The following is a 23822-nucleotide window of genomic DNA, read 5'->3' as shown; positions in this document are numbered from 1 at the left end:
ACGCCTGCCTCACCCGCCCAATGTCATCATGACAAGGGCAAGCCCCGTCAGCAAAACCAGCGCACCACCTGCGGCCCAGCCGACGCCGCGGCGCCTGCGTTCTGCGGGCAGTTCCAGTTTGGGGATGGTCAGAACCGGCTGCATACCCAGTTCACGCTCCACTTGTGCGGCGCTGCGCAGGGCCGGGTTTAACCATTCCATCGCATAGGACAGCATAAGCCCCAGAAACAGGCCGCCGATAAGCCCCATCACGACCATCGAAGCGCGCGACCGCGACGACGGGTAATCGGCGGGCAACGCGGCCTCCAGCATTTCGAATCGTTCGAAATTCTGGTCATCATCCAATTGTTCGCCCAGAGAGGCGTTCAGGCGGCGTTCGGCGATGTCGTTGGCCTGTTCGCGAAGCTGGAATTCGCGACGCTCCAGGGCTTCCAGCTCGAACGCGACTTGCGGGGCAGCGCGGGCCAGCCGTTCCAGTTCGGCAGATTGTTGACGCAACTGGTCCTGCTCGCGCTGCACGGCCGCCAGTTCGTCCTGCGCTGCGTTCAGGCGGCGCTGTTCGGTGGCGCGCAGCCGGCTTTGGTTCTCCAGCGTCGCGATCTCGTTCTCAAGAGCCGCGATTTCGCGGTTGGCACGCAACAGGTCCTCGCGGATCGAGATTTGTTCCTCGCGACGGTCTTCCATCGCCTCGGGCAGCAAGTCGAAATTCTCGGATTTGAACGCGACAATCTCGGCCGCGACGGATTCGATTTCCTGACGAATGCGCTCTTCCTGCCGTGCGAAGAAATCAATCGCCTCGCGGACGTTGCCTGCGACGGTAGAGGCATTTTCCTGCACGATGGCATCGGCCAGTTCATTGGCCAGATCTGCGGCCACTTGCGGATCGCCTGCTTCCGTCATGACCCGCACCAGCGACACGATGGCATCGGTCGCGAACGCCTCTGTCACGCTGACGGTCAGGGTGCGCGAGCGGTTTTCGCTGGTGACATCGGTTCCAAGCGCGGCGCGTTCACGAATTGCAGCGACCACCTCGAACCGGATCGATTCGCGCATGCCCAGCACACGCTCTTGCGGGGTCATGCCGGGGAACATGTCGTATCGGTTGGCAAGATCCAGCAAGTTGCCGCGCGACATCAGCCGCTGTTCGACAGAGGCCAGCCGCCGCGCGGCGCTGGACGGCACCGCACCTGCGGTTACGTCGCTGCTTACGCTCGGCCCCTCGACCTGAATGACGGCCTGACTGTCATACGTATGATCGGTCGACAGCGCGAAAAAGATCGCACCAATGGTCGCGATAAAGGCCACGGCGGCGATAAGCGCCGCACGGCGCGCCAGAAATCCGCGAAGTTCGTCAAGTGTCTGGATCGGTCCCATGGTCGCTTCCGTCCGTTAGCTGCGCTTGGCGGCGTTACGCGCCGCGCCGCTGTTTTGGTTCAGGATCACACCCAGAAAATCACTTTTTTCAGCCAAAAGGCGTTCGCATTGGGCAATATCGGCGGCGGTGGTTCGGGCGCTGTCGGCAACCAGCAAGGTCGCGCCCATTTGCGGCAGGATGGTCATGGCCGCGTCCCCGTCCAGCAGGGGCGGCAGGTCGCAGATCAGCAGTTCGGGCGCAAATTCGGCGGTCAATTCGTCCAGCATCTCTGCCAGTTCCTGCGCAGAGATCGCGCTGGTCAGCAGATCGGGCGTTTCTGTCGGCGCGCCAAGGCCGACGGCCACGCGGCTGGTTATCTTGACCAGATGGTCATGCGGGCTGGCCGCGCCGGAAATCAGCGCGTCAATCGGGCGAGGGCTGTCGAGTTCGAAAAACCGGTGCAACGCAGGTGCCGTGACATTCAGGTCCAGCCCAAGCACACGCTGCTCGTTGCGCCGCGCGAAACTGGCGAGCAGGCCCGCCGTGACAAAACTGGTGCCGCAACCGCTGGCGGGCGCGGTGATTGCCAAAGTGCGGACACGCCGCTCGGCGAAGGTCTGGGCAAGCTGGGTGCGCAACACGTCAAACAGCGCAACCACGTCGGGTGCGCGGGCCTGCTTGTTGAATTGCGTGATCTTGCTGTCCGGCGACGGGTCGCGCTTGAACGCCTGCAAGCTATCCCACTGCGCTTCTACCTGAGCTTTGCGCTGCGGTGACAGCGCCCTGGCCGCGCCGTCGCGCCGCATATCGCGATGGCCCGACAACGCAAGATTGCGGGCTGCGGGCATATTGGAACTGCCCGCGCGCTTCGTGCTGGGGTCGGCCACGCGGCCCAATAGCTTTTCTAGCCGTGTCGTATCCACCATGGCGGTGCGCGCCTCGCTGCTTGTCGGACGGAATATTGTTTCCGTTTCGAACTTATTAACAGCTATTCAAGCGGTTTGACGACGATATTGCGGCGAAACGAAGGCGCGATGCCTTCACGAATCGAGCTTTGGCGCAGGTTCAGGCGTTTCAGCCGGGTGCTTTTGCGCTTTGGCCCGCCGCATGAAGGGCCGCATTCAGCACGTCGCGTGACCCGATGTGATTGACCAGAATCAGCACAAGACGCGCCGTCAGCGCATCGCTTTCGTCTTTGCTCAGGCCCTCATGCGCGGCCAGCAGGTCGGCATAGACCCCGTCGGGATCGCTCAGGTTGCGGTGCAGGATCAGATCAGCCATGGGCCACCTCCGATTGTGACAGGGCGCGCGACAGGGCAGCGGTCAGCGGCGCGGTTTCAGGGGCGGTCCAGCGCGCGGCAATGTGCTGGTCGGGGCGCAGCAAATAGGCTGCGCGCGGTGCATCGCCCAGATAGCGTTTGGCCAGGACCGGCGCCGTGGCAGGGTCGATATGCAGCACACGCACCGGAACTGCCGTTTTGGGCAACGGTGGTGGTGCCGCCCCGTTCACCCAGAGCAGACAGAAATCGCCGCCGGTCTGGTCCAACAGCCAGCCATCCGGCACAGGCGCATCCGGCATGGGTGCACCGGGGCGGCACATGTCCGGCAGGCCATCGGGATCGGCGGCCGTCAGCCAGCTATCCTCATAGGCGCTGGGCGTGGACAAGCGCCCGGAATTCACAAGGGGCCGGGCAAAATCATGCCGTTCGGCCAAGGCCAGCGCGGCATCGCGGAACAGGCGGCTTGTTTCGCTTTTGGGGGTTATGAACTCTGTCGCGCGGGTGGAATGGAGGATGTTCTCATCTGCCGCGTAAACCCGTTCGAAATCATAGCTGTCCAGCAACGCCTCTGGCGCGTGCCCCTGCACCACCGCGGCCAGCTTCCAAGCCAGATTGTCGGCATCCTGAATGCCCGAATTCGCCCCGCGTGCGCCGAACGGGCTGACCTGATGCGCCGAATCGCCCGCAAAGATCACGCGGTTATGCCGGAATTTCTCCATCCGGCGGCACTGGAACGTGTAGATCGACACCCATTCAAGGCTGAACTCCACATCCGGCCCCAACATGGCTTGCAGACGGGGGATGACGCGCTCGGGCCGCTTTTCAGCCTCTCGGTCAATGTCCCAGCCCAGTTGCAGGTCTATGCGCCAGACATTGTCGGGCTGGCGGTGCAACAGCGCCGATTGACCCTTGTTAAAGGGCGGGTCGAACCAGAACCACCGCTCTGTCGGGAAATCGGCCTGCATGACCACATCGGCAATCAGGAAGTTGTCCTCGAACACACGGCCCACGAAATCGAGGCCCATCATCCGCCTTGTGGGCGAATTCGCCCCATCGCAGGCAATCAGCCAGTCGGCGTGCAGCTCATAATCACCTTCCGGGGTGGCGATGTTCAGGCGCACATGATCGTCATGCGTGCCAATGGTTTCGACGCGGTTGCGCCCGCGTATCTGCAAGGGCGCGCCCTGCGCCATCAATTCTTGCGCGCGTTGCACCATGATGTGTTCAACGTGATACTGTTGCAGGTTCACGAAAGCAGGGTGCTTGTGATCGTCCTCTTCCAGCAGGTTGAAGCCGTAAACCTCGCCCTCGCCATGAAACACGCGTCCTGTATTCCACGTCACACCCATCTTTGTGGCGGAACCACACCCAAGACGGTCCAGAACCTCTAACGTCCGCTTGGCGAAACAGATGGCGCGTGACCCGAAGCTGACGCGGTCATTGTCGTCCAGCACCACGACCGGCACATCGCGGCTGGCCAGATCGATCGCTGCTGCCAACCCCACCGGCCCCGCGCCAACAATGACCACCGGATAGCGGGCAGGGGTGTCCTGATCGCGGTCCTGATCGGCATGGCGCGTGTAGGGATACAGCGGAATGTCAAAAATCTTGGTCATTTGTTGCTTCCTTCGCGCCACAGTATCCAGCCCGACCACAGCGCCGAGCCACCAAAGAACAGGCCCGCCACTGCGCCCACTTCCACCCAAGCAAACCCTGTCATGCGGCCCGATGCGATGATCCAGATCAAGACCGCCAGCCCGAGCAGCGACACGGCCAGCCGGACGCGGTGTTCTGTCCTGTCGGGTCCAAGGCTCATCCTTGCAGGTCGTCCCACATCTGCATGTCGCGCTCGGCGGTCCAGATGCGGGGGTGCGCGATGCCGCGCGCTTCATCATAGGCGCGGGCCACGTTGAAGGGCAGGCAATGCTCGTAAATCGCGTAATCGGCGAATTTCGGGTCGCATTCGGCGCGCACGGCGTCCCATGCGTCCTTGAGCGTGCCGCCGCGCGCGGCCACCCGAGCTGCCGGGCGGTAGGTGGAATGCACGAAATCGCGTGTATTCTCGATGGCGGTATTGACCATGTCTTGACCCATCAGCGCATCGCCGCGCCCCGGTGCAATGGCGTCGACGCCATACGACTTGATCGCGTCGAGCGTGCCGCCCCAATCGGCAAAATACCCGTCACCGCAGTAGCAGGCGGAATGGTATTCGACGATATCGCCCGTGAACATGACGTTTTCATCGGGCACATGGATGACGATGTCGCCGGCCGTGTGCGCGCGGCCCAATTGCATCAGGTCCACCCGGCGATTGCCAAGGAACACCGACATGCGGCCCGTGAAACTGGTGGTCGGCCATGTCAGGCCGGGAATGCTCTCATGCCCCTGAAACAGGCGCGGGAAGCGCTGGAATTCGCTGTCCCAGTCCTCTTGCCCCCGCTCTGCCACCATGCCGCGCGCAGCGTCGGACATCAGTATCTGGCCCGCGCCATAGGCGGACGCGCCCAGCACGCGCACCGCGTGGTAATGCGTCAACGCCAGATGGGTGATCGGTTTATCGGTCACTTGGCGGATGCAGTCGATCACCTTTTGCGCCAGCCGGGGCGTGGCTTGGGCTTCAACCACCATCACGCTGTCATCCCCAATGATAACACCCGAATTCGGGTCGCCTTCGGCGGTGAAGGCGTACAAATCGCGCCCCACCTCGGTGAAGCTGATCTGTTTGTCCGTCATGTCGCCTTGCGAGGCGAAGGCTTTGGCCATGGGGTTCGTCCTTCTGTCGTTGTGCCGGGTGCTATCAGTGCGCCTCCGGCGGGAGTATTTGGGGCAAGATGAAATCAGGGAGCGTAGGGGTTTGGAAGTGCCGGCAAAATTGTTCCGTCGCAGGGACCGAAACCGATGCGGTAATCGGGTGCAATGGCCGCGCCGTGGAAGATGACGGTGTCGCCATCATCCAGAAAAGCGCGGGGGGTGCCGTTAAGGTTAATGGGGGTTTGTCCGCCCCACGATAGTTCCAGCATGGACCCGCGACTGTCCGGAGTTGCGCCAGAGATGGTCCCGGACCCCAGCAGATCGCCCATGCGCATGGGGCAACCGCTTGTGCTGTGGTGCGCCAGTTGTTGAGCAGGGGAATAGTAAAGCTCGCGCGTATTGGTGCGGGTGATGGTCTGCGCTTTGCCGCCCTTGGGGGAGAGCGCGACTTCCAGTGCGATATCGTGAAAGTCATCGCCGCTATCGGCCAGATGCGGCAGAAGCGGGATGTCGCGGTTCGGCGGGGGTGCGCGGAACGGGTCGAGGGCGGCGCGCATGACGATCCACGGGCTGATCGTGGTGGCGGTGGCCTTGGACTGGAACGGGCCGAGCGGTTGGTATTCCCAAGCCTGAATGTCGCGCGCGGACCAATCGTTCAGCAGCACATAGCCAAAGATCATGTCATTCGCCTGCGCCACACTGACCGGGCCTGTCGAGGATTGGCCGACGATTGCGCCCAGTTCCAGTTCGAAATCGAACCGCTGCGAAGGGGTGAAGCGGGGGACGCTCTCATCCGGGGTTTTCACCTGCCCCCAAGGGCGGCGCACGGGCGTGCCAGAGACGACGACCGACGACGCGCGGCCATTATACCCGATGGGGATATGCAGCCAGTTGGCGGGCAGCGCGTTGTCTGCCCCGCGAAACATGGTGCCAACATTGGTGGCATGGTGGCGGCCTGCGTAGAAATCTGTGAATTCGCTGACCGTAAAGGGCAGGTGCAAAGTTGCGCCCTGTATTGCGTGCAGATGCGGTGCGGTTTGGGCGCGCTTTGGCGCACCTTCGTGCAAAAGCGCGGTTATCTGGTTGCGGAAATCGGCCCATATGTCAGGGCCAGCGGCCATCAGGGCATTCCATGAGGGATGGGTAAGCAGAGGCGCGCCAAGGTCGAGCAGCCCAATTGCTTCGAGCGTCGCTGCATCCGCGATCTGGTCGCCAATCGCCACGCCGCAGCGGGGGCCTTGGTCGGTATCGAACACGCCAAGCGCAAGGTTGTTCAAAGGGAAATCACATCCCGGTTCATTGGCGCTTTCAACCCAGCTTGGCAACAATCCCATTGTGTGCCCCCTAGAATTCGACCGTCAGCCCGTCATGGGCCAGCGTGAACGCGCCATGCCAATGCCCGGCAATGGCGGCCTGCCAGTCGGGCAGGCCAAAGGCCGGGTCATCGGCCGGGATAATGTGGTAAAACACCAGATGCTTGACACCTGCGCGCGTTGCGATCTGCGCGGCTTTGTCTGCGGTCGTGTGGCTATTGGCCAGATGCGCGCGCAGCTTGTCGCCCATGCCGGTCTTGGCGATGATTGCTTCGACCCCTTGGGGCAGCATGGCTTCGTGCAATAGGACATCCGCCCCGCGGGCCAGTTCGGCCATTGGCGGGAAATAGGCGGTGTCAGAGGACAGGCACAGGGATGTGCCCTCGGCATCGAGGCGCAGGGCGAAGCAATCCTCGACCGGCGGGTGCGGCACGCGCAGTGCTTGGGCGCGCACTGGGCCGATGCTAAATGCGCCTTCCTCCAGCACATGAAGCTGCACAAGGTCGCCAAGCGGCGGCCGCCCTTCATCCGCCACGCGCAGGTTGCAGTCGAAGGCCATGGACGCCAAGAACCCGTCCCAATAGGCGCGCAAACCCTGTGGCCCCCAGACATGCACCGGGGTTTTCAGTCCCGTGGTCCAAGCCGTGTGGATCAGCGGCCCCAGTTCCAGCACATGATCAGAATGCAGGTGCGTGATGACGATATGCGACAGGCCGCGCAGGTCGACCCCGGCCTGCACCAGCCCACGCGCTACGCCCAGACCACAATCTACCACGATCTGCGCGCCACCCATCTGCACCAGCAGCGACGTGGGCATCGCCCCGTCCTTGCGCACGGCGGGGCCGCCCTTGGCCCCAAGGATCGTGACGCTTGCCATGGTTACTTGCGCCCCGGTGTGCCGTCGAATTTCTTGTCCAGACTGTCCCAGCAGTCGATATAATCGTCCTGAAGCGGGGCTTCCTGCGCGGCGAAGCGGGTCAGGTGCTGCGGGAATCGGGTTTCGAACATGAAGGACATGGTGTTGTCCAGCTTGTCGGGTCCCAGATTGGCATTCGACGCTTTTTCGAACGCGTCGCGGTCGGGGCCGTGCGGCAGCATCATGTTGTGCAGGCTCATCCCGCCGGGAACAAAACCTTGGGGTTTGGCGTCATACTGGCCATAGATATTGCCCATCAGTTCCGACATGATGTTCTTATGATACCATGGCGGGCGGAAGGTGTTTTCCGCCACCATCCAACGCTCGCGGAACAGAACGAAGTCGATATTCGCGGTGCCGGGCACGCCCGAGGGCGCGGTCAGCACGGTGAAGATGGACGGGTCCGGGTGGTCGAACAGGATCGCGCCGACCGGGCAATAGGTGCTCAGGTCGTATTTGTAGGGCGCGTAATTGCCGTGCCACGCGACCACATCCAGCGGGCTTTGCGCGATCTGTGTTTCGTGGAACTGCCCGCACCATTTTATCGTCAGGGTGGACGGTACCTCGCGATCCTCATAGGCCGCGACAGGGGCCTTGAAATCGCGCGGGTTGGCCATGCAATTGGCACCGATCGGGCCGCGGCCCGGCATTTCAAACTTCTGGCCGTAATTTTCGCACACGAACCCGCGGCAGGGGCCGTCCAGAACCTCGACCCGGTAAACCAACCCGCGCGGGATGATGGCGATTTCCTTGGGGTCTACGTCAATAATCCCAAGCTCGGTGCAAAAGCGCAAACGCCCTTCCTGCGGCACGACCAAGAGTTCGCTATCGGCAGAGTAGAAATAGGCATCCTCCATCGAGTCCGTCACAAGATAAATATGGCTGGCCATGCCGGTTTGCGTATTCACGTCGCCCGCCGTGGTCATGGTGCGCATGCCCGTCAGCCATGTCAGGCCAGTTTCGGCATGCGGCACCGGATTCCAGCGGTATTGGCCGAGCGAAATGACATCCGGGTCCACACAAGGCGCGGATTTCCAATAGGGCAGGTCGATTTTCACATACCGCGCCGAATGCTTGACCGAGGGGCGAATGCGGTAGGTCCATGTGCGTTCGGGCGGATTGGCGGTGAACGCCGTGCCCGATAGCTGCTCGCCATACAGTCCGTAATCGCATTTCTGTGGGCTGTTCATGCCCTGAGGCAAGGCGCCGGGCAGGGCTTCAGTCTCGAAATCATTGGCCCAGCCGGGCATATAACCTTCATGTGGGACGGTATGCGACGGCGCGCGCACCATGCCTTGCGGCAGATCGTGACGGGTCATGACAGCCCCTCCTTGCTGAATGCCTCTGTTATTTGTTGCAAATGCAACTATGTCAAGGCTATCGTGCAGACCGGATACATCAATAGGACTGCCGATGCGCGACACGCCCCGCCCGGAATTCGAACTCGACGCGTTCATGCCCTATCTGCTGAATCAGGCAGCGGAGCATGTCAGTCTTGGATTTGCCGCGACCTACAAGGCAGAGTATGGTTTGACGCGCACGCAATGGCGCGTGATGGCCAATCTGGGCCGGTTCGGCGCCATGAGCGCGGTCGAGATATGTCGTATCAGCCATATTGAAAAGACCCGCGTCTCTCGGGCTGTGGGGGTGCTGGAAAGAGACGGGTATCTGACCCGCACCCGCGCCAGCGATGACCGCCGCCGCGAAGATCTTGCATTGACGGAGGCCGGTCGTGCTGTGTTCGCAGCCTTGTGCGCGCGCGGTCAGGCCTATCAGGCAGAGATGGCGGCGCGGATCGGACCGCAGAACTTTGCGGCTCTGGAACAAGGCTTGCGCGCTTTGATCGTGGCTTATGGCGAAACCGTCGCGACCGACGATTGATTGCGACGGGACGCGCGGGCATAAGCACGGTCATGCGCCTGCCGATTGACGACATTCTGCCCGATTTGAAAGCCGCGCTGGCTGCCCATGGCCGCGCCGTGCTGCAAGCGCCGCCCGGTGCGGGCAAGACCACGCGCGTGCCCTTGGCTTTGTTGGACCAGACGACTGGCCGGATTGTCATGCTGGAACCCCGCCGAATTGCCGCGCGCGCTGCCGCCGAACAGATGGCACGGCTGCTGGGCGAAGATGTGGGCGCAACCGTTGGCTACCGCATTCGCGGAGAGGCTGTCGTGTCGCGCGCCACCCGGATAGAGGTCGTGACCGAGGGTATCCTGACGCGGATGCTGCAATCCGACCCGGAGCTGACCGGCGTGGGCGCGGTCATCTTTGACGAATTCCATGAGCGGTCGCTGAATGCCGATCTGGGGCTGGCCCTGACCTATGAGGTGCGCGCGGCACTGCGCCCCGATCTGGCGGTGCTGGTCATGTCCGCCACGTTGGATGCCGAGCCCGTGGCGGCGTTGCTTGATAGCGCGCCCATTCTGACCGCCGAAGGCCGCGCCTTTCCGGTGGAAACGCGCTGGCTGGACCGGCCCCGCCGCAAGGACGAACGGTTCGAGCGTGCGGCGGCGACGCTTGTGGCCGAGGCTGCGTCACAGACCGATGGCGCGATCCTAGTTTTTCTGCCGGGCGAAGGCGAGATTCGGCGCGTCGCCAATCTGCTGGACGGGCATGTGCCGGGTTGCGTGAGCCGCCCGCTTTACGGCGCGCTGCCCACCAGCGCGCAGCGCGCGGCGATTGCCCCCGATGCGACGGCGCGCAAGATCGTGCTGGCGACCGCGATTGCCGAAACCTCGCTGACCATCGAAGATGTGCGCGTCGTGGTCGATTGCGGGTTGGCGCGGCGCGCGCGGTTCGATCCGGGCACCGGCATGTCGCGACTGGTGACAGAACGTGTCACCCGCGCCGAGGCCACGCAACGCCAGGGCCGCGCGGGCCGCGTGGCCAAAGGCGTGTGTTTCCGCATGTGGGCAAAGGCGGAAGAAGGCGCGCTTGCGGCCTATGCTCCGCCCGAGATAGAACGCGCCGATCTGGCTGGGCTGGCGCTGGAGCTGGCGGCTTGGGGCGGGGCAGACGACCTGCGCTTCTTGACGCCCCCGCCAGAGGGCGCGCTGGCAGAGGCGCGCGCACTTCTGGCGGAACTGGGCGCGCTGGACGGCGCGGGCCGCATATCCGCGCATGGACGCGCGATGGCGGCGCTGCCGTTGCACCCGCGCCTAGCACATATGATATTGCATGCGGGCCGCGATGCCGCGCCCCTTGCCGCGCTCTTGTCCGAAGGCGACCTGCTGCGCGGTGCGCCGGTGGACCTGTCGCTGCGGTTGTCGGCGTTGCGCGACACCAAGGCGTTCACGGACCGCCACCCGTTCGACCTGCACCGCCCGACGCTGGAGCGCGCGCGCGACGCGCTGCGGCGGATCAAACGGCACGTTGGTGACGGCGCAGGGGCCAGCCATGCCGAGATGGCGGCGCTCGCCTATCCCGACCGCATCGGCCTGCGCCGCAAGGGCGAGGCTCCGCGCTACATTCTGTCGGGGGGCAAAGGCGCAGCACTTCCCGAAGCTGACCCGCTGGCGCAGACCCGTTTGCTGGTCGTGACCGACACCGACGGTGATCCGCGCGAGGCCCGCATTCGTCAAGCGATCCCGATATCCGAGCGTGAATTGCGCGGGTTGTTCGGGGACCGTTTTCAATGGCAACGGGTTTGCGCATGGTCGAAACGCGAGCGCCGGATCATTGCCAGCGAACGCGAGTGTTTCGGCGCGCTGGTTCTGTCGGAGCGGCATTGGCGCGCACCGGATGAGCAGGCGCTGGTCGCTGCGGCGTGCGAGGGCTTGCGTGATCTTGGACTGCCGCTGTCGGACCCTTCACGCCGTTTCATCGCACGTGTGGAACTTCTGCGCAGCCAAGGCGCGGACCTGCCGGATATGTCCGAGGCGGCGCTGCTGGGCACGCTGGAAGACTGGCTTGGCCCGCATCTGGGCCGTGCCCGCAGCGCCGAAGACCTGCGCGGGATTGACCTGTTGCCCGCTTTGCGCGCGCGGCTGGACTGGGGGCAGATGCAAAGGCTGGACGACCAAGCCCCCGCGCATTTTGTCACCCCGTTGGGCAACCGCACCCCGATTGACTATTCGGGCGAAGTGCCAGAGGTGCAGCTACGCCTGCAAGAACTGTTCGGCCAGACCACGCACCCCACCATCGGGCCGGGGCGGGTGCCGTTGCGGCTGGTCCTGCTATCGCCCGCGCGCAGACCTGTGCAGGTGACAACCGACCTGCCCGGGTTCTGGGCCAACAGTTACGCCGAGGTGCGCAAGGACATGCGCGGTCAATACCCCAAGCACCCATGGCCCGAAGACCCGTTGCAGGCAGACCCGACCTTGCGGGCCAAACCGCGCAAGGGCTAGCGGGGCGCTTCTGGCTGCCGTGGTGACGTGAGTATTTTTGGCAAGATGAAATCAGGCTTAGCGAAGACGGATATGCGCCGTAACAGGGCTGTCAGGTGCGATCCGCGCGATGGTGTCTTGCAGGGGTTCATAGGCCACTGACATGCTGTGTGCGTTGGCGTGCAAAATGGTTTCGGGGTTTGAAACCCAAGCCACATGCCCGCGCCAGAACAAGAGATCGCCACGCTTCGGCGGCGTGCCGGGCGGCAAACCATGGGGCGCAAAGGCGTGTTCCTGCAGATCGCTATCGGCCGGGCAGGGGCGGTTGCAGGCGTGCAGGGCCACTTGCACAAGCCCTGAACAGTCAATCCCCGCATGGCTGTTGCCGCCCCACAGGTAGGGGGTGCCAAGAAACTGCTCGGCAATGGCAACGGGATCGCTTGCCGGTGCGTCACATGGCGCTGCGTGCTGGCTGGGCAGGAATCGTCCGCACTCGGTTTGCAGGAAGGCGCCCTGTGCCCCCGTGACGACGATTCGCGCGTTCAGGGACAAGGCCGCGACCTCTGGGCTTTTCAGGTCCGGTGCGGTGTAGAGGTGGGTTGCCGCAGCGCTGACGCGATGTGTGGGCGTGCTGGCAGGGCCAAGCGCATCGGCGCGGACCCATCCGCAATACCCGTCCCACAACATGTAGGCCATCTGCCCGGCCCGGTCGATGACCGTGACCCGCGCCCCGCGCAGAATCTGGCGGTCGCGCGGACCGCCGGGGTGGCGAAGCAGGTCGGTCAGCGGTGCACTGACGCTGGCGGCTGTGCCCGCAGTGAACGCGGGCGCGTCGCGCCGCCCGCGCAGGCTGTCATGGGCGACGCGGCCTGAAAACGGGGTCAGGCGCGGATCGCTCACAGGTCCAAAACGCCCGGTAGCGCCGCAAATAGCGCGCGTGCGCCTTGGCCTGCGCCGCCATTGGGCCGTGCCGGTGCGCTGGTTGGCTGATGTCCGTAGATGTCGAAATGGGCGTAGCGGTCCACCCCTTCGACAAAGCGGTCGAGAAAGAGCGCGGCGGTGATAGATCCCGCCATGCCACCCGCAGGGGCGTTGTCGAGATCGGCGATTGCCGGTTCGATCATGGGCGCATAGGCGGGGTGCAGCGGCATCTGCCAGAGCGGGTCGCGCACGCGGGCGCTGGCGGCTGTGAGCGCCTGTGCGAGCGCGCCGTCATGGGTGTAAAAGGGCGCGACATCGGGGCCAAGCGCGACGCGCGCGGCGCCTGTCAGCGTGGCCATGCAGATCAGCGCGTCGGGCGATTCCTCGCAGGCTAGGGCCAGTGCGTCGGCCAGCACAAGCCGGCCTTCGGCGTCGGTATTGTTCACCTCGACCGTCAGGCCCTTGCGCGAGGTCAGCACGTCGCCCGGTCGCATGGCGCTGCCCGAAACCGCGTTTTCGACCGCCGGGATCAACACGCGCAGCTGGACCTGCCAGCCCGAGGCCATAATCATCTGTGCCAGCCCCAGCACGGTCGCGGCGCCGCCCATATCCTTTTTCATCAAGCCCATGGAGCCGCCGGGTTTCAGGTTCAGACCGCCGGTATCGAAGCACACGCCTTTGCCAACCAGTGTCAGTTTTGGCCCGGCGCGCCCCCAGCGCATGTCGAGCAGGCGGGGGCTGCGGTCAGCGGCCCGTCCCACAGCATGGATCAGCGGCAGGTTCTGGTAGAGCAGGTCGTCGCCATAAGTCACGGACATGTCGCCGCCAAACCGGTTGGCGAGGGCCATGACGGCTTGTTCCAGTTCTTCGGGGCCAAGCTGCGAGGCCGGTGTGTTGATCAGATCGCGGGTCAACGCCTCTGCTTCGGCGATGGTCTGAAGGTGCTGTGCATCTACGCCAGCGGGCGCGACGAGCGTCGCCATGTCGGCGGGTGTGCTGGTCTTGAACGCGCGAAAGCTATAGCCCCCGAGCAACCACCCGAGGGTTTCCTCGTTCAACGCATCTTGGTCCAGCGTGTGGTGCAGCGCATAGCGCGCGGGTGGCAGCTTTCGCCGCACACCGCCCAGCAGGAAGCGGTCGCGCTTGCGGTCATGTGCGGTGCCGTGGCCCACCACGGCGCCGGCCAACCCGCCATCGGGGTCAGGGATAAGCGCGACCTCGCCCAGCTTGGCAGCAAAGCCCGTCGCGGCCAGCCAAGCGCGCACCCGTCGCGATTGGGTTTCAAGCCAGCCCTCATGCGCTTCGACCGTGACGAGGTGCAGATCTTTTGTGCCATGTCCTTCGGGGGCGAAGCTGTAGGGCGACGGGGTGTTCATTCCGGGGTGTCCTTCCATAATGTATGGCGGACACTACCCCAGGCGTGCGCGGATTTGCAGCGCTTTTTCGACTGATCCTACATGCGCAACTGTGGCATATCCCAGAGCCGCACCAAGGACAGGTCGCCAATGCGCTTTACCCTGTTCCAGAGTGCTGGCACCGCGGCATGGTTGCCCGCCGTTTCTGCCTGCGCAACTGCGGTCAGGGTATGAGCCAGCGAGGTCAGCCCTATTTCGGTCGCCAACCCCGATAACATGCGGGCGGTTTCGGCAATCGGGGCGCATCCGGGGGTGCCGATAGCGGCATCCAGCGCGGCGATCCTGTCGGTAATCTGTTCAACATGCCCCATGAGCACATCCTCTGCAAGCAGGCTGCCATGCGTGCGAAACAGGGTGGCGACGGCAGAGCAATCCACAGCAATGGATTCAGACGGTTCCAGACGGGTGATTGCGGCCATTAGCATGTCCTACTGTATATAATAACGCCGCCAGTTTCGCAGCATTTCTTTAAGAACCGGTTTACGGCAGCCGCAGGGGGCTGGCCGGACGTATCCGGTTCTGTAGTGCACGATTGCATTTATTTTAAGGCATCACGCTGCGGCGGAATTCACGATTTCGCGGCAGCGGCGGGCGATCCTGTCATCTTGACAAGCCGCGCTGACGGGCAAAGAAGCCTTGTGTCACTAGTGGAGACATCATGCCCCAATCCCCCGCCCCCGGCCTGATCGAAGACCTGCGCCCGATGAGCCTGACAGCTTTCCGCGACGGGTATTCCCTGCGTGATTTGCGGGCCGATGCCTTGGCTGGCCTGACCGTCGCGATTGTAGCACTGCCCTTGTCCATGGCAATTGCCATCGCATCGGGCGTCGGGCCGGAACGGGGGTTGTATACGGCTATTGTCGGCGGGTTCCTTGTGTCGCTCATGGGCGGGTCGCGCTACCAGATTGGCGGCCCGGCTGGTGCGTTCATCGTGCTGGTCGCCGGCACGGTCCTGCAAATCGGGGTCGAGGGGTTGATCCTCGCCACCTTCCTGTCGGGCATCATGCTGATGCTGGTCGGGCTGTTGCGGCTTGGCGACTACATAAAGTTCATCCCGTTTCCGGTGACTGTCGGGTTCACATCCGGCATCGCGCTGATCATTGCGGCCAGTCAGATTGCCGATTTCTTCGGCTTGCGGCTGGAACAGGCCGCCCCGCCGGAATTTCTGCACAAGCTGGCGGTTATCTGGCAGGCGCGCGGCACGGTGGACCTGACGACAACGCTTGTCGCGGTGGGCACCGTGGCCGCTATCCTTGGCTTGCGCCGGTATCGGCCCGGCTGGCCCGGCATGTTGATCGCGATTGTTGTCGGCGGGGTGCTGGCTTGGGGTGGCCTGCCGGTCGAAACCATCGGGGACCGCTTCGGAGACCTGCCGCGCGCGTTGCCTGCGCCGCAACTGCCCGGGTTCGGCATGGCAGAAATTCTGGCCGCGTTACCCTTTGCCGTGGCCTTCACTCTGCTGGGCGCGATCGAATCGCTTTTATCTGCGGTGGTGGCCGACGGGATGAGCGGGCAGCGCCACCGCTCCAACGCCGAATTGCTGGGGCAGGGCGTGGCCAATATGGGGTCTGCGCTGTTCGGCGGCTTTTGCGTGACCGGCACGATTGCGCGCACGGCGACCAATGTGCGCGCGGGCAGTCAGGGGCCGATGTCGGGCATGTTGCACGCGGTCTTCGTGGCGCTTGTGCTGCTCCTGGCTGCGCCTTTGGCGGTGCATATCCCGCTGGCAGGGCTGGCCGGTGTGCTGATCGTGGTGGCGTGGAACATGTTCGAGAAGGAAGAATTCCTGAGCCTGTTGCGCGTCAGCCGCGCCGATGCGGCGGTGCTGCTGATCACCTTCCTGCTGGTGGTGTTCCGCGACCTGACCGAAGGCATCATTGCAGGCACGGCGCTGGGCGGCGCGGTGTTTATCCGCCGCATGTCAGAGGCCGCCCGGCTGGAACCTGTGACCCCGACCGATGCCGTCCCGCGCGAGCAGACGGAAAACGTGGTCGTCTACAGCCTGCGGGGGGCCTATTTCTTTGGCGCGGCAGCCACGATGGGCCGGGTGCTGGACCGCATTTCCGACCTGCCGCGTATGCTTGTGCTGGACCTGTCGCGCGTGCCGTTCGTGGACACATCGGGCGCGCAATCCATGGTCGGACTGGCGCGCAAGCTGGAACGGCAGGGCGGATGCCTTGCACTGGTGGGCGCCACGCCAGAGGTGGCCAAGGTGCTGCGCAGCCAGTTCGGTCACCATGCCAGCCCGAAATTCTTTGACCGGATGGAAGACGCGATGCAAGAAAGCTGCGCCAACCGTCAGGGCTGATCGGGCATGGTCGAGGAGTGATGCTCGATGATCTTCCACGCGTCATCGAGCAGCTTGTAGACAAACGTGAACCGGCAGATCAGGTCATAGGGCGCACCATCGTCCCGGTGCAGGCGGAAGGTGTAGATACCGGAATTGATGGCGATCGTGTCAAATATACGCGAATGCACCTCGTTGAATCGCGCAGAAGGCCCCATCTGCATCATATTGCGGAAATACCGCCGTATCTGTGCCGGGTCGAGGCGGATCTGGTAAGAGATCGTTGGCAACAAAACGGCGTCGGGCGCGTACAGATCGGTGATCCGTGTAGGGTCGCAGGATTGCAGCGCGGCGCTCCAATCATCCAGAAGTGCGGTGATTTTTTCGGTCGGCATCGGCGTGTTCTGTCCTGTCAGATGTTGTCGGGCGCGGCGGCGGTCTTAGAACTAGCAACAGTTTACGCTTTTGGTGCCTGTTTCGCCATGCCCGATGTCGACGACCCTATCTGCCCGCTATGCGACCGACCGATTCCCCCGGATGTGCCGCAAAGCCTGCACCACCTTGTGCCCAAGCTGCGCGGCGGCAAGGGCGGTCGGGTGGTGCTGCTACACCATATCTGTCACAGAGAAATTCACGCCACCTTGTCGGAAACCGAACTGGCGCGGGCGTTCAATACGGTCGCGGCCCTGCGTGCGCATCCGCGGCTGGCGAAGTTTCTGGCTTGGGTGGCCAAGCGTCCGCCCGAGTTTTCGTCGAAAGTACCGGGCGCGCGGCGGCGCGGCGGTAACAAACTGTAAAGGGGTCAACGTATACTCTGCCACGGACGATATCTGGCAGGGGGCTGTGATGAGCACGCAACACAAGCAGGGGGTAGACCGGCGGCGGCAGGAAAGCCTGGTCGCTCGGCAGGCCCGTGTGGGCATTGTGGCCAATTCGCATAGTATGACGCCGCAAGCGCCCACGCCCCGCGATGTCTGGACGCGGTGGCCCGATCTGCGCTCTGTGAACCGCCGCAAGGCCCGCGAAGCGGCGGGCGGTGCAGACCCATCCGATCAGGAGGTGTTGAACGCCTTTGTGCGCAGCGTCCGCCGAGCAGGCCCCGCCCCCGACACTGTTGAAGAGCAGGGCTTCGATCCTCCCGCACCGTCATGGCTGCGATGGCTGCTCTTGCGTCTGGCCCTTGGTGGAGTCGCGCTTGTTGCGGCATTCTATGCGTGGCGCATTGTGTGGTCGGGTGATTAGGCGGGCCTCGGCCCGCGCATGTGCTGCGCTGCTGTGCATAAACGAACAGCTACGGCGCTCTCGTCGCGGGTTGCAAGTAGGACAGAATGGCCGATCTTTTGAGGCAGACACGTTTTGAGAGGGAAATGCCATGTCCATCCGCCCCACCATTGACATCCGTCACGCGCAACCGACCCTTGAAGGCGCGGGCGTGCACTTGCACCGTGCGTTTGGGTTCCAAGACCCGTCAGAACTGGACCCGTTCCTGTTGTTCGACGATTTTCGCAACGAAATCCCCGAACACTACCTGCGCGGATTTCCGTGGCACCCGCACCGGGGCATTGAAACCATCACCTATGTCCTCGCGGGCGAGGTGGATCATGGCGACAGCCTTGGCAATACCGGCACCTTGGGCGCGGGAGACGTGCAATGGATGACAGCAGGGTCCGGCATTTTGCATCAGGAAATGCCGCGCGGAAACCAGAGCGGGCAGATGCATGGCTTCCAGCTTTGGGCCAACCTGCCCGGCGCACTGAAAATGACCACGCCGCGCTACCAAGATGTGCAATCGGGCGATATTCCAGAGGTGATCGACGATGACGGCACAAAGGTGCGCGTGATCGTGGGCGATTTCTGGGGCAAACGCGGCCCGGTTGACGGGATCGCGGCCGACCCGCAATATTTGGACATCTCTGTCCCGCCGGGTCGGCGCAAAACCTTCAAGGTGGACACCTACCGCCGTGCTTTCGCCTATGTCTTTGCAGGTGCGGGCGTATTTTCGGATGCGTCGAAACCGTCCGGCATTTTGCTGGAAAAAGAGGTGATGGGCCAAGAGGTCAACATCCGTGACATGTCGGGCGACCGCACGCTGATCCGTTTTGGCACCGGTGACGAGGTTACGGTGCAGGCGGGCGAAGAGGGTATCCGCTTTCTGCTGATTTCCGGCGCGCCGTTGCAAGAGCCCGTCGCGTGGCACGGCCCGATCGTGATGAACACCCAAGAGGAAATTCGTCAGGCGAAGCGCGACCTGCGCAACGGCACGTTCATCCAGCCTGCGCATTGATGCGGGGGCATCACGCCCCGACCGTCGCGGCGGTTGATCCGCTGGTGTTCGAGTATTTTTGGCAAGATGAAGCGGGGGCTGTTCGCAGGCGGCCCCGCTTCTTATATGCAGGACAGCAAGAAAAACGAGGTGACTATGACAGAGCGCGCGATCATCCGTGTTTCGGGCGACGATCCGGCGGGGTTTTTGCAGGGTCTGGTCAGCAACGATACGCGACAGCTTGAGGAAAACGGGATCGTCTATGCCGCGCTTTTGACGCCGCAAGGCAAGTATCTGGCCGATTTCTTTCTGGTGGCGCGCGGCGACGATGTTTTGGTGGATGTTGCTGCACCGCTGGCCGATGACCTGTTCAAACGGCTAAGCATGTATAAGCTGCGCGCTCCTGTGCAGTTGGCGCGTGAGGACATGACTGTGCGCCGGGGCACCGGCGACGCACCCGAAGGTGCTGTCGCGGACCCGCGCCATCCGGCGCTGGGGTGGCGGCTGTATGGCGCGGACCCGGTCGAGGATGGCACCGATTGGGATGCCGTCCGTGTGGCGCATTGCATTCCCGAAAGCGGGGTCGAACTGGTGCCAAATGACAGCTTTGTTCTGGAAGTGGGCCTGGACCGCCTGAATGGCGTGGATTTTCGCAAAGGGTGCTATGTCGGGCAGGAAGTGACAGCGCGGATGCATCACAAGACCGCGCTGCGCAAAGGTTTGGCGACCGTCACGGTTGACGGGCACGCCCCTGTTGGCACCGAGATCACGGCGAATGGCAAGGCCGTGGGCACGCTGTTTACGCAAAGCGGCGGGGAAGCCATTGCCTATTTACGCTTTGATCGGGTCACGGATGCCATGCAAGCAGGCGATGCCACGATCTTTGCGGCGGACATGGCGCGCAGCAGTTGAATCGCGCGGCAGTGCCATGGTAGCGGTATCAGGGTCGCTGTCTGAGAGGGTGCCATGTCGCTTGGGTTATCGTCGCGTTTTGCCGGTCCCGGGCTGGCTCTTTTGGCATTTGCGCTGTTTTCATCGCATGATGTGATCGTGAAATCGCTGGGCGGCAGCTATAGCCCCGTCCAGATCGTGTTTTTCAGCGTGCTTCTGGGGTTGCCGCTGGCGACGTTGATGCTGATGCGCGACCGCACTGACGGAAATTTGCGACCGCGCTATCCGGGATGGACGGCGCTGCGCACTGGCGCATCCGTCATGACTGGGGTCTGTGTGTTTTACGCATTCTCGGTCCTGCCGATGGCGCAAACCTACGCCATTTTGTTCGCCACACCATTACTGATAACGCTTTTGTCCGTGCCCGTGCTGGGCGAGCGCGTCGGTTGGCGGCGGGGTGCTGCCGTTCTGGTCGGGCTTGCCGGTGTTCTTGTCGTGCTGCGACCGGGACAGGGGGCAGAGTTGGGGCTTGGGCATCTGGCCGCTCTTGTGGGGGCGTTTGCGAACGCGACGGCCTCTATCATTGTGCACAAGATCGGTGCGGAAGAGCGCAACGTGGTCTTGCTGCTGTATCCCATGATGGCCAATCTGGTGGTGATGGGGCTGATGCTGCCCTTTGTCTACCGCCCGATGCCGCTGGCCGATTTCGGCGCTTTGGCCGCAATGGCGGTGCTGGCGCTGATTGCCAGCCTATGCGTGATCGCGGCCTACAAGCGCGCGCCCGCGTTTCAGGTCGCGCCCATGCAATATTCGCAAATGATCTGGGCGGTTCTGTTCGGGGCGCTGTTTTTCGCTGAATCCGTCGATTTGTTCACGATCCTTGGGGCCGCGATCATCATCGCAAGCGGAATTTTCATTCTGATCCGCGAAGATACGGCCAATGTTTCCGAGAACCGTCCGGTTCTGGAGACGCGCACCCGGACCGATACGGGGACATATCCGCGTGTCAGCGGGCTGCAATCGGCACAGTCCGAGGAGGCGGAGTAAACCCATCCGCTGAAATCTGGGCGGCGCGACAAGAGTTTGCGCCAGCAATGCGGTTGCATCGGGCGCGCGGCACAAGTGCAACGCGCATGTTCGCCGGACGGTCTGCGTTGCATTGCGTTCTGGTCCTGCGCCCCGCGCGGCGCTAAGACGTGGTCGACAAGACCCAGAGGACAGACCATGCCCCACCAGATCCGCCCACAACCCGGCATTATGGATATCGCGCTTTACCAGGGCGGCACCGCCAAGATTGCGGGCCGCGAGGACGCGTTGAAGCTGTCATCCAACGAAAACCCGTTCGGTGCCGGGGAGTTGGCCCGCGAAGCTTATCGGCGCGCGGGGCATGACCTGCACCGCTATCCTTCGACCGACCATGCCGGGTTGCGCGCCGCACTTGCGGCAAGCTACGGGCTGGATGCCGCGCGCATAATTTGCGGTGTCGGCTCTGACGAGGTGATCACGTTCCTGTGTCAGGGGTTTGCCGGTCCAGGGGATGAGGTTCTGTATTCGCAGCACGGCTTTCTGATGTATCCGATCAGTGCCATGGCGGCAGGTGCGACGCCGGTCAAGGCACCCGAGCGTGACCGGACCACGGATATCGACGCGCTTCTGGACGCCGTGACCGACCGCACCAAGCTGGTTTTTGTCGCCAACCCCAACAACCCGACCGGCACGTTCGTGCCGTTGTCGGAACTGGAACGGCTGGCCGACAGTCTGCCACCGCAGACCCTGTTGGTGTTGGACGGGGCCTATGCCGAATATGTCGACGGTTATGACGGCGGCGCGGCGCTGGTCGACACCCGCGAGAATGTGGTGATGACGCGCACTTTCTCGAAGCTGCATGGGCTGGGTGGCCTGCGCATTGGCTGGGGTTATGGCCCGGCGCATGTGATGGATGTGCTCAACCGTCTGCGCGGTCCATTCAACCTGTCCAACACGCAGCTTGACGTGGCAGAGGCCGCGCTGGGCGACGCCGCGCATATCACCCGGTCGTTGTCGGAAAACGCGCGCCTGCGCGGCTGGCTGGCCGAAAAGCTGAGCGCTGCGGGCGTGGCCACGGACCAGTCCTTTGCAAATTTCGTGCTCGCACGTTTTGACACGCCTGCGCAAGCCACGGCTTGCAACGCGGCGCTGTTGGCCGATGGGCTGATTGTGCGGCAAGTGTCCAGCTACGGCTTGCCCGAAGCATTGCGGATCACCGTTGGCGACGAATCCGCGTGCCGCCGCGTGGCGCATAGCATCACCCGCTTCATGGAGGGGAAGGGATGACCCAACTCTACCAGCGTGTGGCGTTTGTCGGGTTGGGGCTGATCGCGTCGTCGATGGCGCTGGCCATGCGGCGGGGCGGGCTGGTTGCGGAAACCACCGGCACCGCGCGCTCCGCCGAAACCCGTGCGATCGCCACCGAGATTGCACTGGTGGACCGCGTGACCGACACGGCCGCCCAAGCCGTTCAAGGCGCCGATCTGGTGGTGCTCTGCGTGCCGGTCGGCGCGATGGCCGCTGTCGCTGCAGAGATCGCGCCTCATCTTGCGCGTGGTGCGACCGTCACCGATGTCGGGTCCGTCAAACAGGCTGTGAACGACGCGGTTGGCCCCCATATGCCCGATCATGTCCATTTTATCCCCGGACACCCGTTGGCGGGAACAGAGCATTCCGGCCCCCGCGCGGGGTTTGCCGAACTGTTTGACAACCGCTGGACCATCCTGACCCCGCCCGATGGCACCGATGCCGACGCGCTCGACCGGCTGACCCGCGTGTGGCAGGGCATCGGCGCGCAGGTTGATGTGATGGACCCGGCCCATCACGATCTTGTTCTGGCCGTGACCAGCCACACCCCGCACCTGATTGCCTATACCATGGTGGGTGTGGCCGATGACCTGCGCCGCGTGACCGATAGCGAAGTCATCAAGTATTCCGCCGCGGGCTTTCGCGATTTCACGCGTATCGCCGCCAGCGATCCGACCATGTGGCGCGACGTGTTCCTGACCAACAAGGACGCGACGCTCGAGATCCTCGGCCGCTTCACAGAAGAATTGTTCGCGCTGCAACGCGCCATTCGGCGTGGCGATGGCGATCATCTGCACGCGTATTTTACCCGCACCCGCGCCATTCGCCGTGGTATTATTGATGCGGGGCAAGACACAGACGCCCCCGATTTCGGACGCTCCAACCGATAGGACCGCTATGAAGCACCCGCTTGTTGCCATTCTGGCTACCGTGACGGCTGTGGCCGCGTGTTCCAGCGGCGGGCCGCGCGGCGACAGCAATGTGGGCCGACTGATCGGACGGGTGGTGCCCTTCATGGGCGATACCGCGTCACGCGCCAGCCATTCGGCCGGTCAGCTATGCGGTGTCGCGGGACTACAGGGCAAGCCGGTCGCGCCGATCACATCCGCAACAAATGGCTGTGGCGTGGCGGCTCCGGTGCAGGTCACACATGTCGACGGGGTAAAACTGTCACAACCGGCCACGCTGGATTGCCCGACCGCAACGGCGCTGCACCGTTGGGTCACCGAAGCCATGCGCCCCGCGCTGGGACGTGCCAGCGCCAGTGTGACCGAATTGCGAGTGCCAGCGCATTATGTCTGCCGCACGCGCAACCATCGGGCCGGCGCACGTATCTCGGAACACGGCAAGGGACGTGCGATCGACATCAGCGCCATTCTTTTGGCGAATGGCGAAACCATTACCGTCGCCGGGGATTGGTCGGACTCCAAATACAGCCGCGCACTGCGCGAGATGCACACCAATGCCTGCGGGATCTTCGGCACCACGCTGGGTCCGGGCTCCGATGGCATGCACGAGAATCACTTCCACTACGATACCGCGCAATATCGGGGCGGACCGTATTGCCGTTAACGCAACCACGGTAAATAATATATTGATTACAGTATGTTAAACCTTATCCACAGGAATTTCGCGATCCTCTGTCTTTTCCTGTTGCGTGTATTGTTTGGATTGCCTAGATAGCGCTTCACCGGCGGCGGGGACGTTGCTGGTTGGCTGGGACGGTTCGAGATTGGGCTGTTTTGGTTATCATGGTGGGAGATGAGGTTGCA

Annotated in this window: 24 protein-coding genes; 11 read left to right on the top strand and 13 right to left on the bottom strand. The window is 63.4% G+C overall.

Annotated features, from left to right (window positions below; all coding sequences use genetic code 11):
• Positions 1-9: 9 nt before the first annotated feature.
• The 9 genes from ROE7235_RS04935 to hmgA form a co-directional block, all read right to left on the bottom strand.
• The gene (locus tag ROE7235_RS04935) at positions 10-1374 is read right to left on the bottom strand and encodes a Wzz/FepE/Etk N-terminal domain-containing protein (protein ID WP_121093568.1); all 1365 of its coding nucleotides are present in this window, start codon (positions 1372-1374) and stop codon (positions 10-12) included.
• 15 nt (positions 1375-1389) lie between these two features.
• The gene (locus ROE7235_RS04930; protein ID WP_121093567.1) at positions 1390-2280 is read right to left on the bottom strand and encodes a nucleotide-binding protein; all 891 of its coding nucleotides are present in this window, start codon (positions 2278-2280) and stop codon (positions 1390-1392) included.
• Positions 2281-2428: 148 nt separating this feature from the next.
• Positions 2429-2635, bottom strand: a complete 207-nt coding sequence (locus tag ROE7235_RS04925; protein ID WP_121093566.1) for a DUF2783 domain-containing protein — start codon at positions 2633-2635, stop codon at positions 2429-2431.
• Positions 2628-4250, bottom strand: coding sequence for an FAD-dependent oxidoreductase (locus ROE7235_RS04920; protein WP_121093565.1), 1623 nt, complete (start codon positions 4248-4250; stop codon positions 2628-2630). Before ROE7235_RS04920 ends, ROE7235_RS04925 begins: the two co-directional genes overlap by 8 nt.
• Positions 4247-4450, bottom strand: a complete 204-nt coding sequence (locus tag ROE7235_RS04915) for a hypothetical protein (RefSeq protein WP_121093564.1) — start codon at positions 4448-4450, stop codon at positions 4247-4249. Before ROE7235_RS04915 ends, ROE7235_RS04920 begins: the two co-directional genes overlap by 4 nt.
• On the bottom strand, positions 4447-5397 hold the full coding sequence (locus ROE7235_RS04910) for an MBL fold metallo-hydrolase (RefSeq protein ID WP_121093563.1): 951 nt from the start codon (positions 5395-5397) through the stop codon (positions 4447-4449). The genes ROE7235_RS04915 and ROE7235_RS04910 overlap by 4 nt, the downstream gene beginning before the upstream one ends.
• A 74-nt stretch (positions 5398-5471) precedes the next feature.
• Positions 5472-6719 carry a fumarylacetoacetase gene (gene fahA / locus ROE7235_RS04905; protein WP_121093562.1) on the bottom strand — a complete coding sequence of 416 codons (1248 nt, stop codon included), beginning with the start codon at positions 6717-6719 and terminating at the stop codon, positions 5472-5474.
• Positions 6720-6729: 10 nt separating this feature from the next.
• Positions 6730-7575 (bottom strand): MBL fold metallo-hydrolase, encoded by an 846-nt coding sequence (locus ROE7235_RS04900; RefSeq protein WP_121093561.1) that lies wholly within the window; start codon positions 7573-7575, stop codon positions 6730-6732.
• 2 nt (positions 7576-7577) lie between these two features.
• Positions 7578-8933 carry a homogentisate 1,2-dioxygenase gene (gene hmgA, locus ROE7235_RS04895; RefSeq protein ID WP_121093560.1) on the bottom strand — a complete coding sequence of 452 codons (1356 nt, stop codon included), beginning with the start codon at positions 8931-8933 and terminating at the stop codon, positions 7578-7580.
• Between the two features lie 94 nt (positions 8934-9027).
• On the opposite strand from hmgA, the gene ROE7235_RS04890 reads away from it, so the two are divergent.
• Both ROE7235_RS04890 and hrpB read left to right on the top strand, forming a co-directional pair.
• Positions 9028-9495: a MarR family winged helix-turn-helix transcriptional regulator gene (locus ROE7235_RS04890; RefSeq protein ID WP_121093559.1), complete on the top strand. Its 468-nt coding sequence runs from the start codon at positions 9028-9030 to the stop codon at positions 9493-9495.
• A 32-nt stretch (positions 9496-9527) separates the two neighbouring features.
• Positions 9528-11960, top strand: coding sequence for an ATP-dependent helicase HrpB (gene hrpB / locus ROE7235_RS04885; protein ID WP_121093558.1), 2433 nt, complete (start codon positions 9528-9530; stop codon positions 11958-11960).
• A 57-nt stretch (positions 11961-12017) separates the two neighbouring features.
• On the opposite strand, the gene ROE7235_RS04880 is transcribed toward hrpB, so the two are convergent.
• The 3 genes from ROE7235_RS04880 to ROE7235_RS04870 form a co-directional block, all read right to left on the bottom strand.
• Positions 12018-12839 (bottom strand): C40 family peptidase, encoded by an 822-nt coding sequence (locus ROE7235_RS04880; protein ID WP_121093557.1) that lies wholly within the window; start codon positions 12837-12839, stop codon positions 12018-12020.
• Complete coding sequence (locus ROE7235_RS04875) at positions 12836-14236, bottom strand: leucyl aminopeptidase family protein (RefSeq protein ID WP_121093556.1); 1401 nt, start codon at positions 14234-14236, stop codon at positions 12836-12838. The genes ROE7235_RS04880 and ROE7235_RS04875 overlap by 4 nt, the downstream gene beginning before the upstream one ends.
• A 77-nt stretch (positions 14237-14313) precedes the next feature.
• Positions 14314-14694, bottom strand: coding sequence for a hypothetical protein (locus ROE7235_RS04870; RefSeq protein ID WP_121093555.1), 381 nt, complete (start codon positions 14692-14694; stop codon positions 14314-14316).
• 239 nt (positions 14695-14933) lie between these two features.
• Between ROE7235_RS04870 and ROE7235_RS04865 the strand changes: the two genes are divergently transcribed.
• On the top strand, positions 14934-16583 hold the full coding sequence (locus ROE7235_RS04865) for a SulP family inorganic anion transporter (RefSeq protein ID WP_121093554.1): 1650 nt from the start codon (positions 14934-14936) through the stop codon (positions 16581-16583).
• Here the strand turns inward: ROE7235_RS04865 and ROE7235_RS04860 are convergent.
• A complete protein-coding gene (locus tag ROE7235_RS04860; RefSeq protein ID WP_121093553.1) occupies positions 16574-16957 on the bottom strand; it encodes an SgcJ/EcaC family oxidoreductase in 384 nt (127 codons plus the stop codon). The two genes, ROE7235_RS04865 and ROE7235_RS04860, sit on opposite strands and share 10 nt — an antisense overlap.
• 87 nt (positions 16958-17044) lie before the next feature.
• On the opposite strand from ROE7235_RS04860, the gene ROE7235_RS04855 reads away from it, so the two are divergent.
• From ROE7235_RS04855 to ROE7235_RS04820, 8 genes are all read left to right on the top strand, one after another.
• Entirely contained in the window at positions 17045-17359 is a 315-nt protein-coding gene (locus tag ROE7235_RS04855) for an HNH endonuclease (protein ID WP_121093659.1), read from the top strand.
• A 49-nt stretch (positions 17360-17408) separates the two neighbouring features.
• On the top strand, positions 17409-17804 hold the full coding sequence (locus ROE7235_RS04850; protein WP_121093552.1) for a hypothetical protein: 396 nt from the start codon (positions 17409-17411) through the stop codon (positions 17802-17804).
• A gap of 130 nt (positions 17805-17934) precedes the next feature.
• Positions 17935-18846, top strand: a complete 912-nt coding sequence (locus ROE7235_RS04845) for a pirin family protein (RefSeq protein WP_121093551.1) — start codon at positions 17935-17937, stop codon at positions 18844-18846.
• A gap of 135 nt (positions 18847-18981) precedes the next feature.
• Entirely contained in the window at positions 18982-19737 is a 756-nt protein-coding gene (ygfZ, locus tag ROE7235_RS04840; RefSeq protein WP_121093658.1) for a CAF17-like 4Fe-4S cluster assembly/insertion protein YgfZ, read from the top strand.
• A 54-nt stretch (positions 19738-19791) separates the two neighbouring features.
• Positions 19792-20763: a DMT family transporter gene (locus tag ROE7235_RS04835; RefSeq protein WP_121093550.1), complete on the top strand. Its 972-nt coding sequence runs from the start codon at positions 19792-19794 to the stop codon at positions 20761-20763.
• A 177-nt stretch (positions 20764-20940) separates the two neighbouring features.
• Positions 20941-22029 (top strand): histidinol-phosphate transaminase, encoded by a 1089-nt coding sequence (hisC, locus tag ROE7235_RS04830; protein WP_121093549.1) that lies wholly within the window; start codon positions 20941-20943, stop codon positions 22027-22029.
• Entirely contained in the window at positions 22026-22940 is a 915-nt protein-coding gene (locus ROE7235_RS04825; protein ID WP_121093548.1) for a prephenate/arogenate dehydrogenase family protein, read from the top strand. Before hisC ends, ROE7235_RS04825 begins: the two co-directional genes overlap by 4 nt.
• A 7-nt stretch (positions 22941-22947) precedes the next feature.
• On the top strand, positions 22948-23622 hold the full coding sequence (locus ROE7235_RS04820) for an extensin-like domain-containing protein (RefSeq protein WP_183073329.1): 675 nt from the start codon (positions 22948-22950) through the stop codon (positions 23620-23622).
• Positions 23623-23822 lie beyond the last annotated feature (200 nt).

The sequence above is a fragment of the Roseinatronobacter ekhonensis genome (assembly GCF_900499075.1).
Taxonomy (GTDB): domain Bacteria; phylum Pseudomonadota; class Alphaproteobacteria; order Rhodobacterales; family Rhodobacteraceae; genus Roseinatronobacter; species Roseinatronobacter ekhonensis.
Note: the sequence above shows the minus strand (reverse complement) of the source record. Positions and strands in the feature narration are given on the sequence as shown.

Coding starts and splice junctions, on each gene's coding strand:
- ROE7235_RS04935 (WP_121093568.1), bottom strand. CDS start 1,374: ATGGGACCGATCCAGACACTTGACGAACTTCGCGGATTTCTGGCGCGC.
- ROE7235_RS04930 (WP_121093567.1), bottom strand. CDS start 2,280: ATGGTGGATACGACACGGCTAGAAAAGCTATTGGGCCGCGTGGCCGAC.
- ROE7235_RS04925 (WP_121093566.1), bottom strand. CDS start 2,635: ATGGCTGATCTGATCCTGCACCGCAACCTGAGCGATCCCGACGGGGTC.
- ROE7235_RS04920 (WP_121093565.1), bottom strand. CDS start 4,250: ATGACCAAGATTTTTGACATTCCGCTGTATCCCTACACGCGCCATGCC.
- ROE7235_RS04915 (WP_121093564.1), bottom strand. CDS start 4,450: ATGAGCCTTGGACCCGACAGGACAGAACACCGCGTCCGGCTGGCCGTG.
- ROE7235_RS04910 (WP_121093563.1), bottom strand. CDS start 5,397: ATGGCCAAAGCCTTCGCCTCGCAAGGCGACATGACGGACAAACAGATC.
- fahA (WP_121093562.1), bottom strand. CDS start 6,719: ATGGGATTGTTGCCAAGCTGGGTTGAAAGCGCCAATGAACCGGGATGT.
- ROE7235_RS04900 (WP_121093561.1), bottom strand. CDS start 7,575: ATGGCAAGCGTCACGATCCTTGGGGCCAAGGGCGGCCCCGCCGTGCGC.
- hmgA (WP_121093560.1), bottom strand. CDS start 8,933: ATGACCCGTCACGATCTGCCGCAAGGCATGGTGCGCGCGCCGTCGCAT.
- ROE7235_RS04890 (WP_121093559.1), top strand. CDS start 9,028: ATGCGCGACACGCCCCGCCCGGAATTCGAACTCGACGCGTTCATGCCC.
- hrpB (WP_121093558.1), top strand. CDS start 9,528: ATGCGCCTGCCGATTGACGACATTCTGCCCGATTTGAAAGCCGCGCTG.
- ROE7235_RS04875 (WP_121093556.1), bottom strand. CDS start 14,236: ATGAACACCCCGTCGCCCTACAGCTTCGCCCCCGAAGGACATGGCACA.
- ROE7235_RS04870 (WP_121093555.1), bottom strand. CDS start 14,694: ATGGCCGCAATCACCCGTCTGGAACCGTCTGAATCCATTGCTGTGGAT.
- ROE7235_RS04865 (WP_121093554.1), top strand. CDS start 14,934: ATGCCCCAATCCCCCGCCCCCGGCCTGATCGAAGACCTGCGCCCGATG.
- ROE7235_RS04860 (WP_121093553.1), bottom strand. CDS start 16,957: ATGCCGACCGAAAAAATCACCGCACTTCTGGATGATTGGAGCGCCGCG.
- ROE7235_RS04855 (WP_121093659.1), top strand. CDS start 17,045: ATGCCCGATGTCGACGACCCTATCTGCCCGCTATGCGACCGACCGATT.
- ROE7235_RS04850 (WP_121093552.1), top strand. CDS start 17,409: ATGAGCACGCAACACAAGCAGGGGGTAGACCGGCGGCGGCAGGAAAGC.
- ROE7235_RS04845 (WP_121093551.1), top strand. CDS start 17,935: ATGTCCATCCGCCCCACCATTGACATCCGTCACGCGCAACCGACCCTT.
- ygfZ (WP_121093658.1), top strand. CDS start 18,982: ATGACAGAGCGCGCGATCATCCGTGTTTCGGGCGACGATCCGGCGGGG.
- ROE7235_RS04835 (WP_121093550.1), top strand. CDS start 19,792: ATGTCGCTTGGGTTATCGTCGCGTTTTGCCGGTCCCGGGCTGGCTCTT.
- hisC (WP_121093549.1), top strand. CDS start 20,941: ATGCCCCACCAGATCCGCCCACAACCCGGCATTATGGATATCGCGCTT.
- ROE7235_RS04825 (WP_121093548.1), top strand. CDS start 22,026: ATGACCCAACTCTACCAGCGTGTGGCGTTTGTCGGGTTGGGGCTGATC.
- ROE7235_RS04820 (WP_183073329.1), top strand. CDS start 22,948: ATGAAGCACCCGCTTGTTGCCATTCTGGCTACCGTGACGGCTGTGGCC.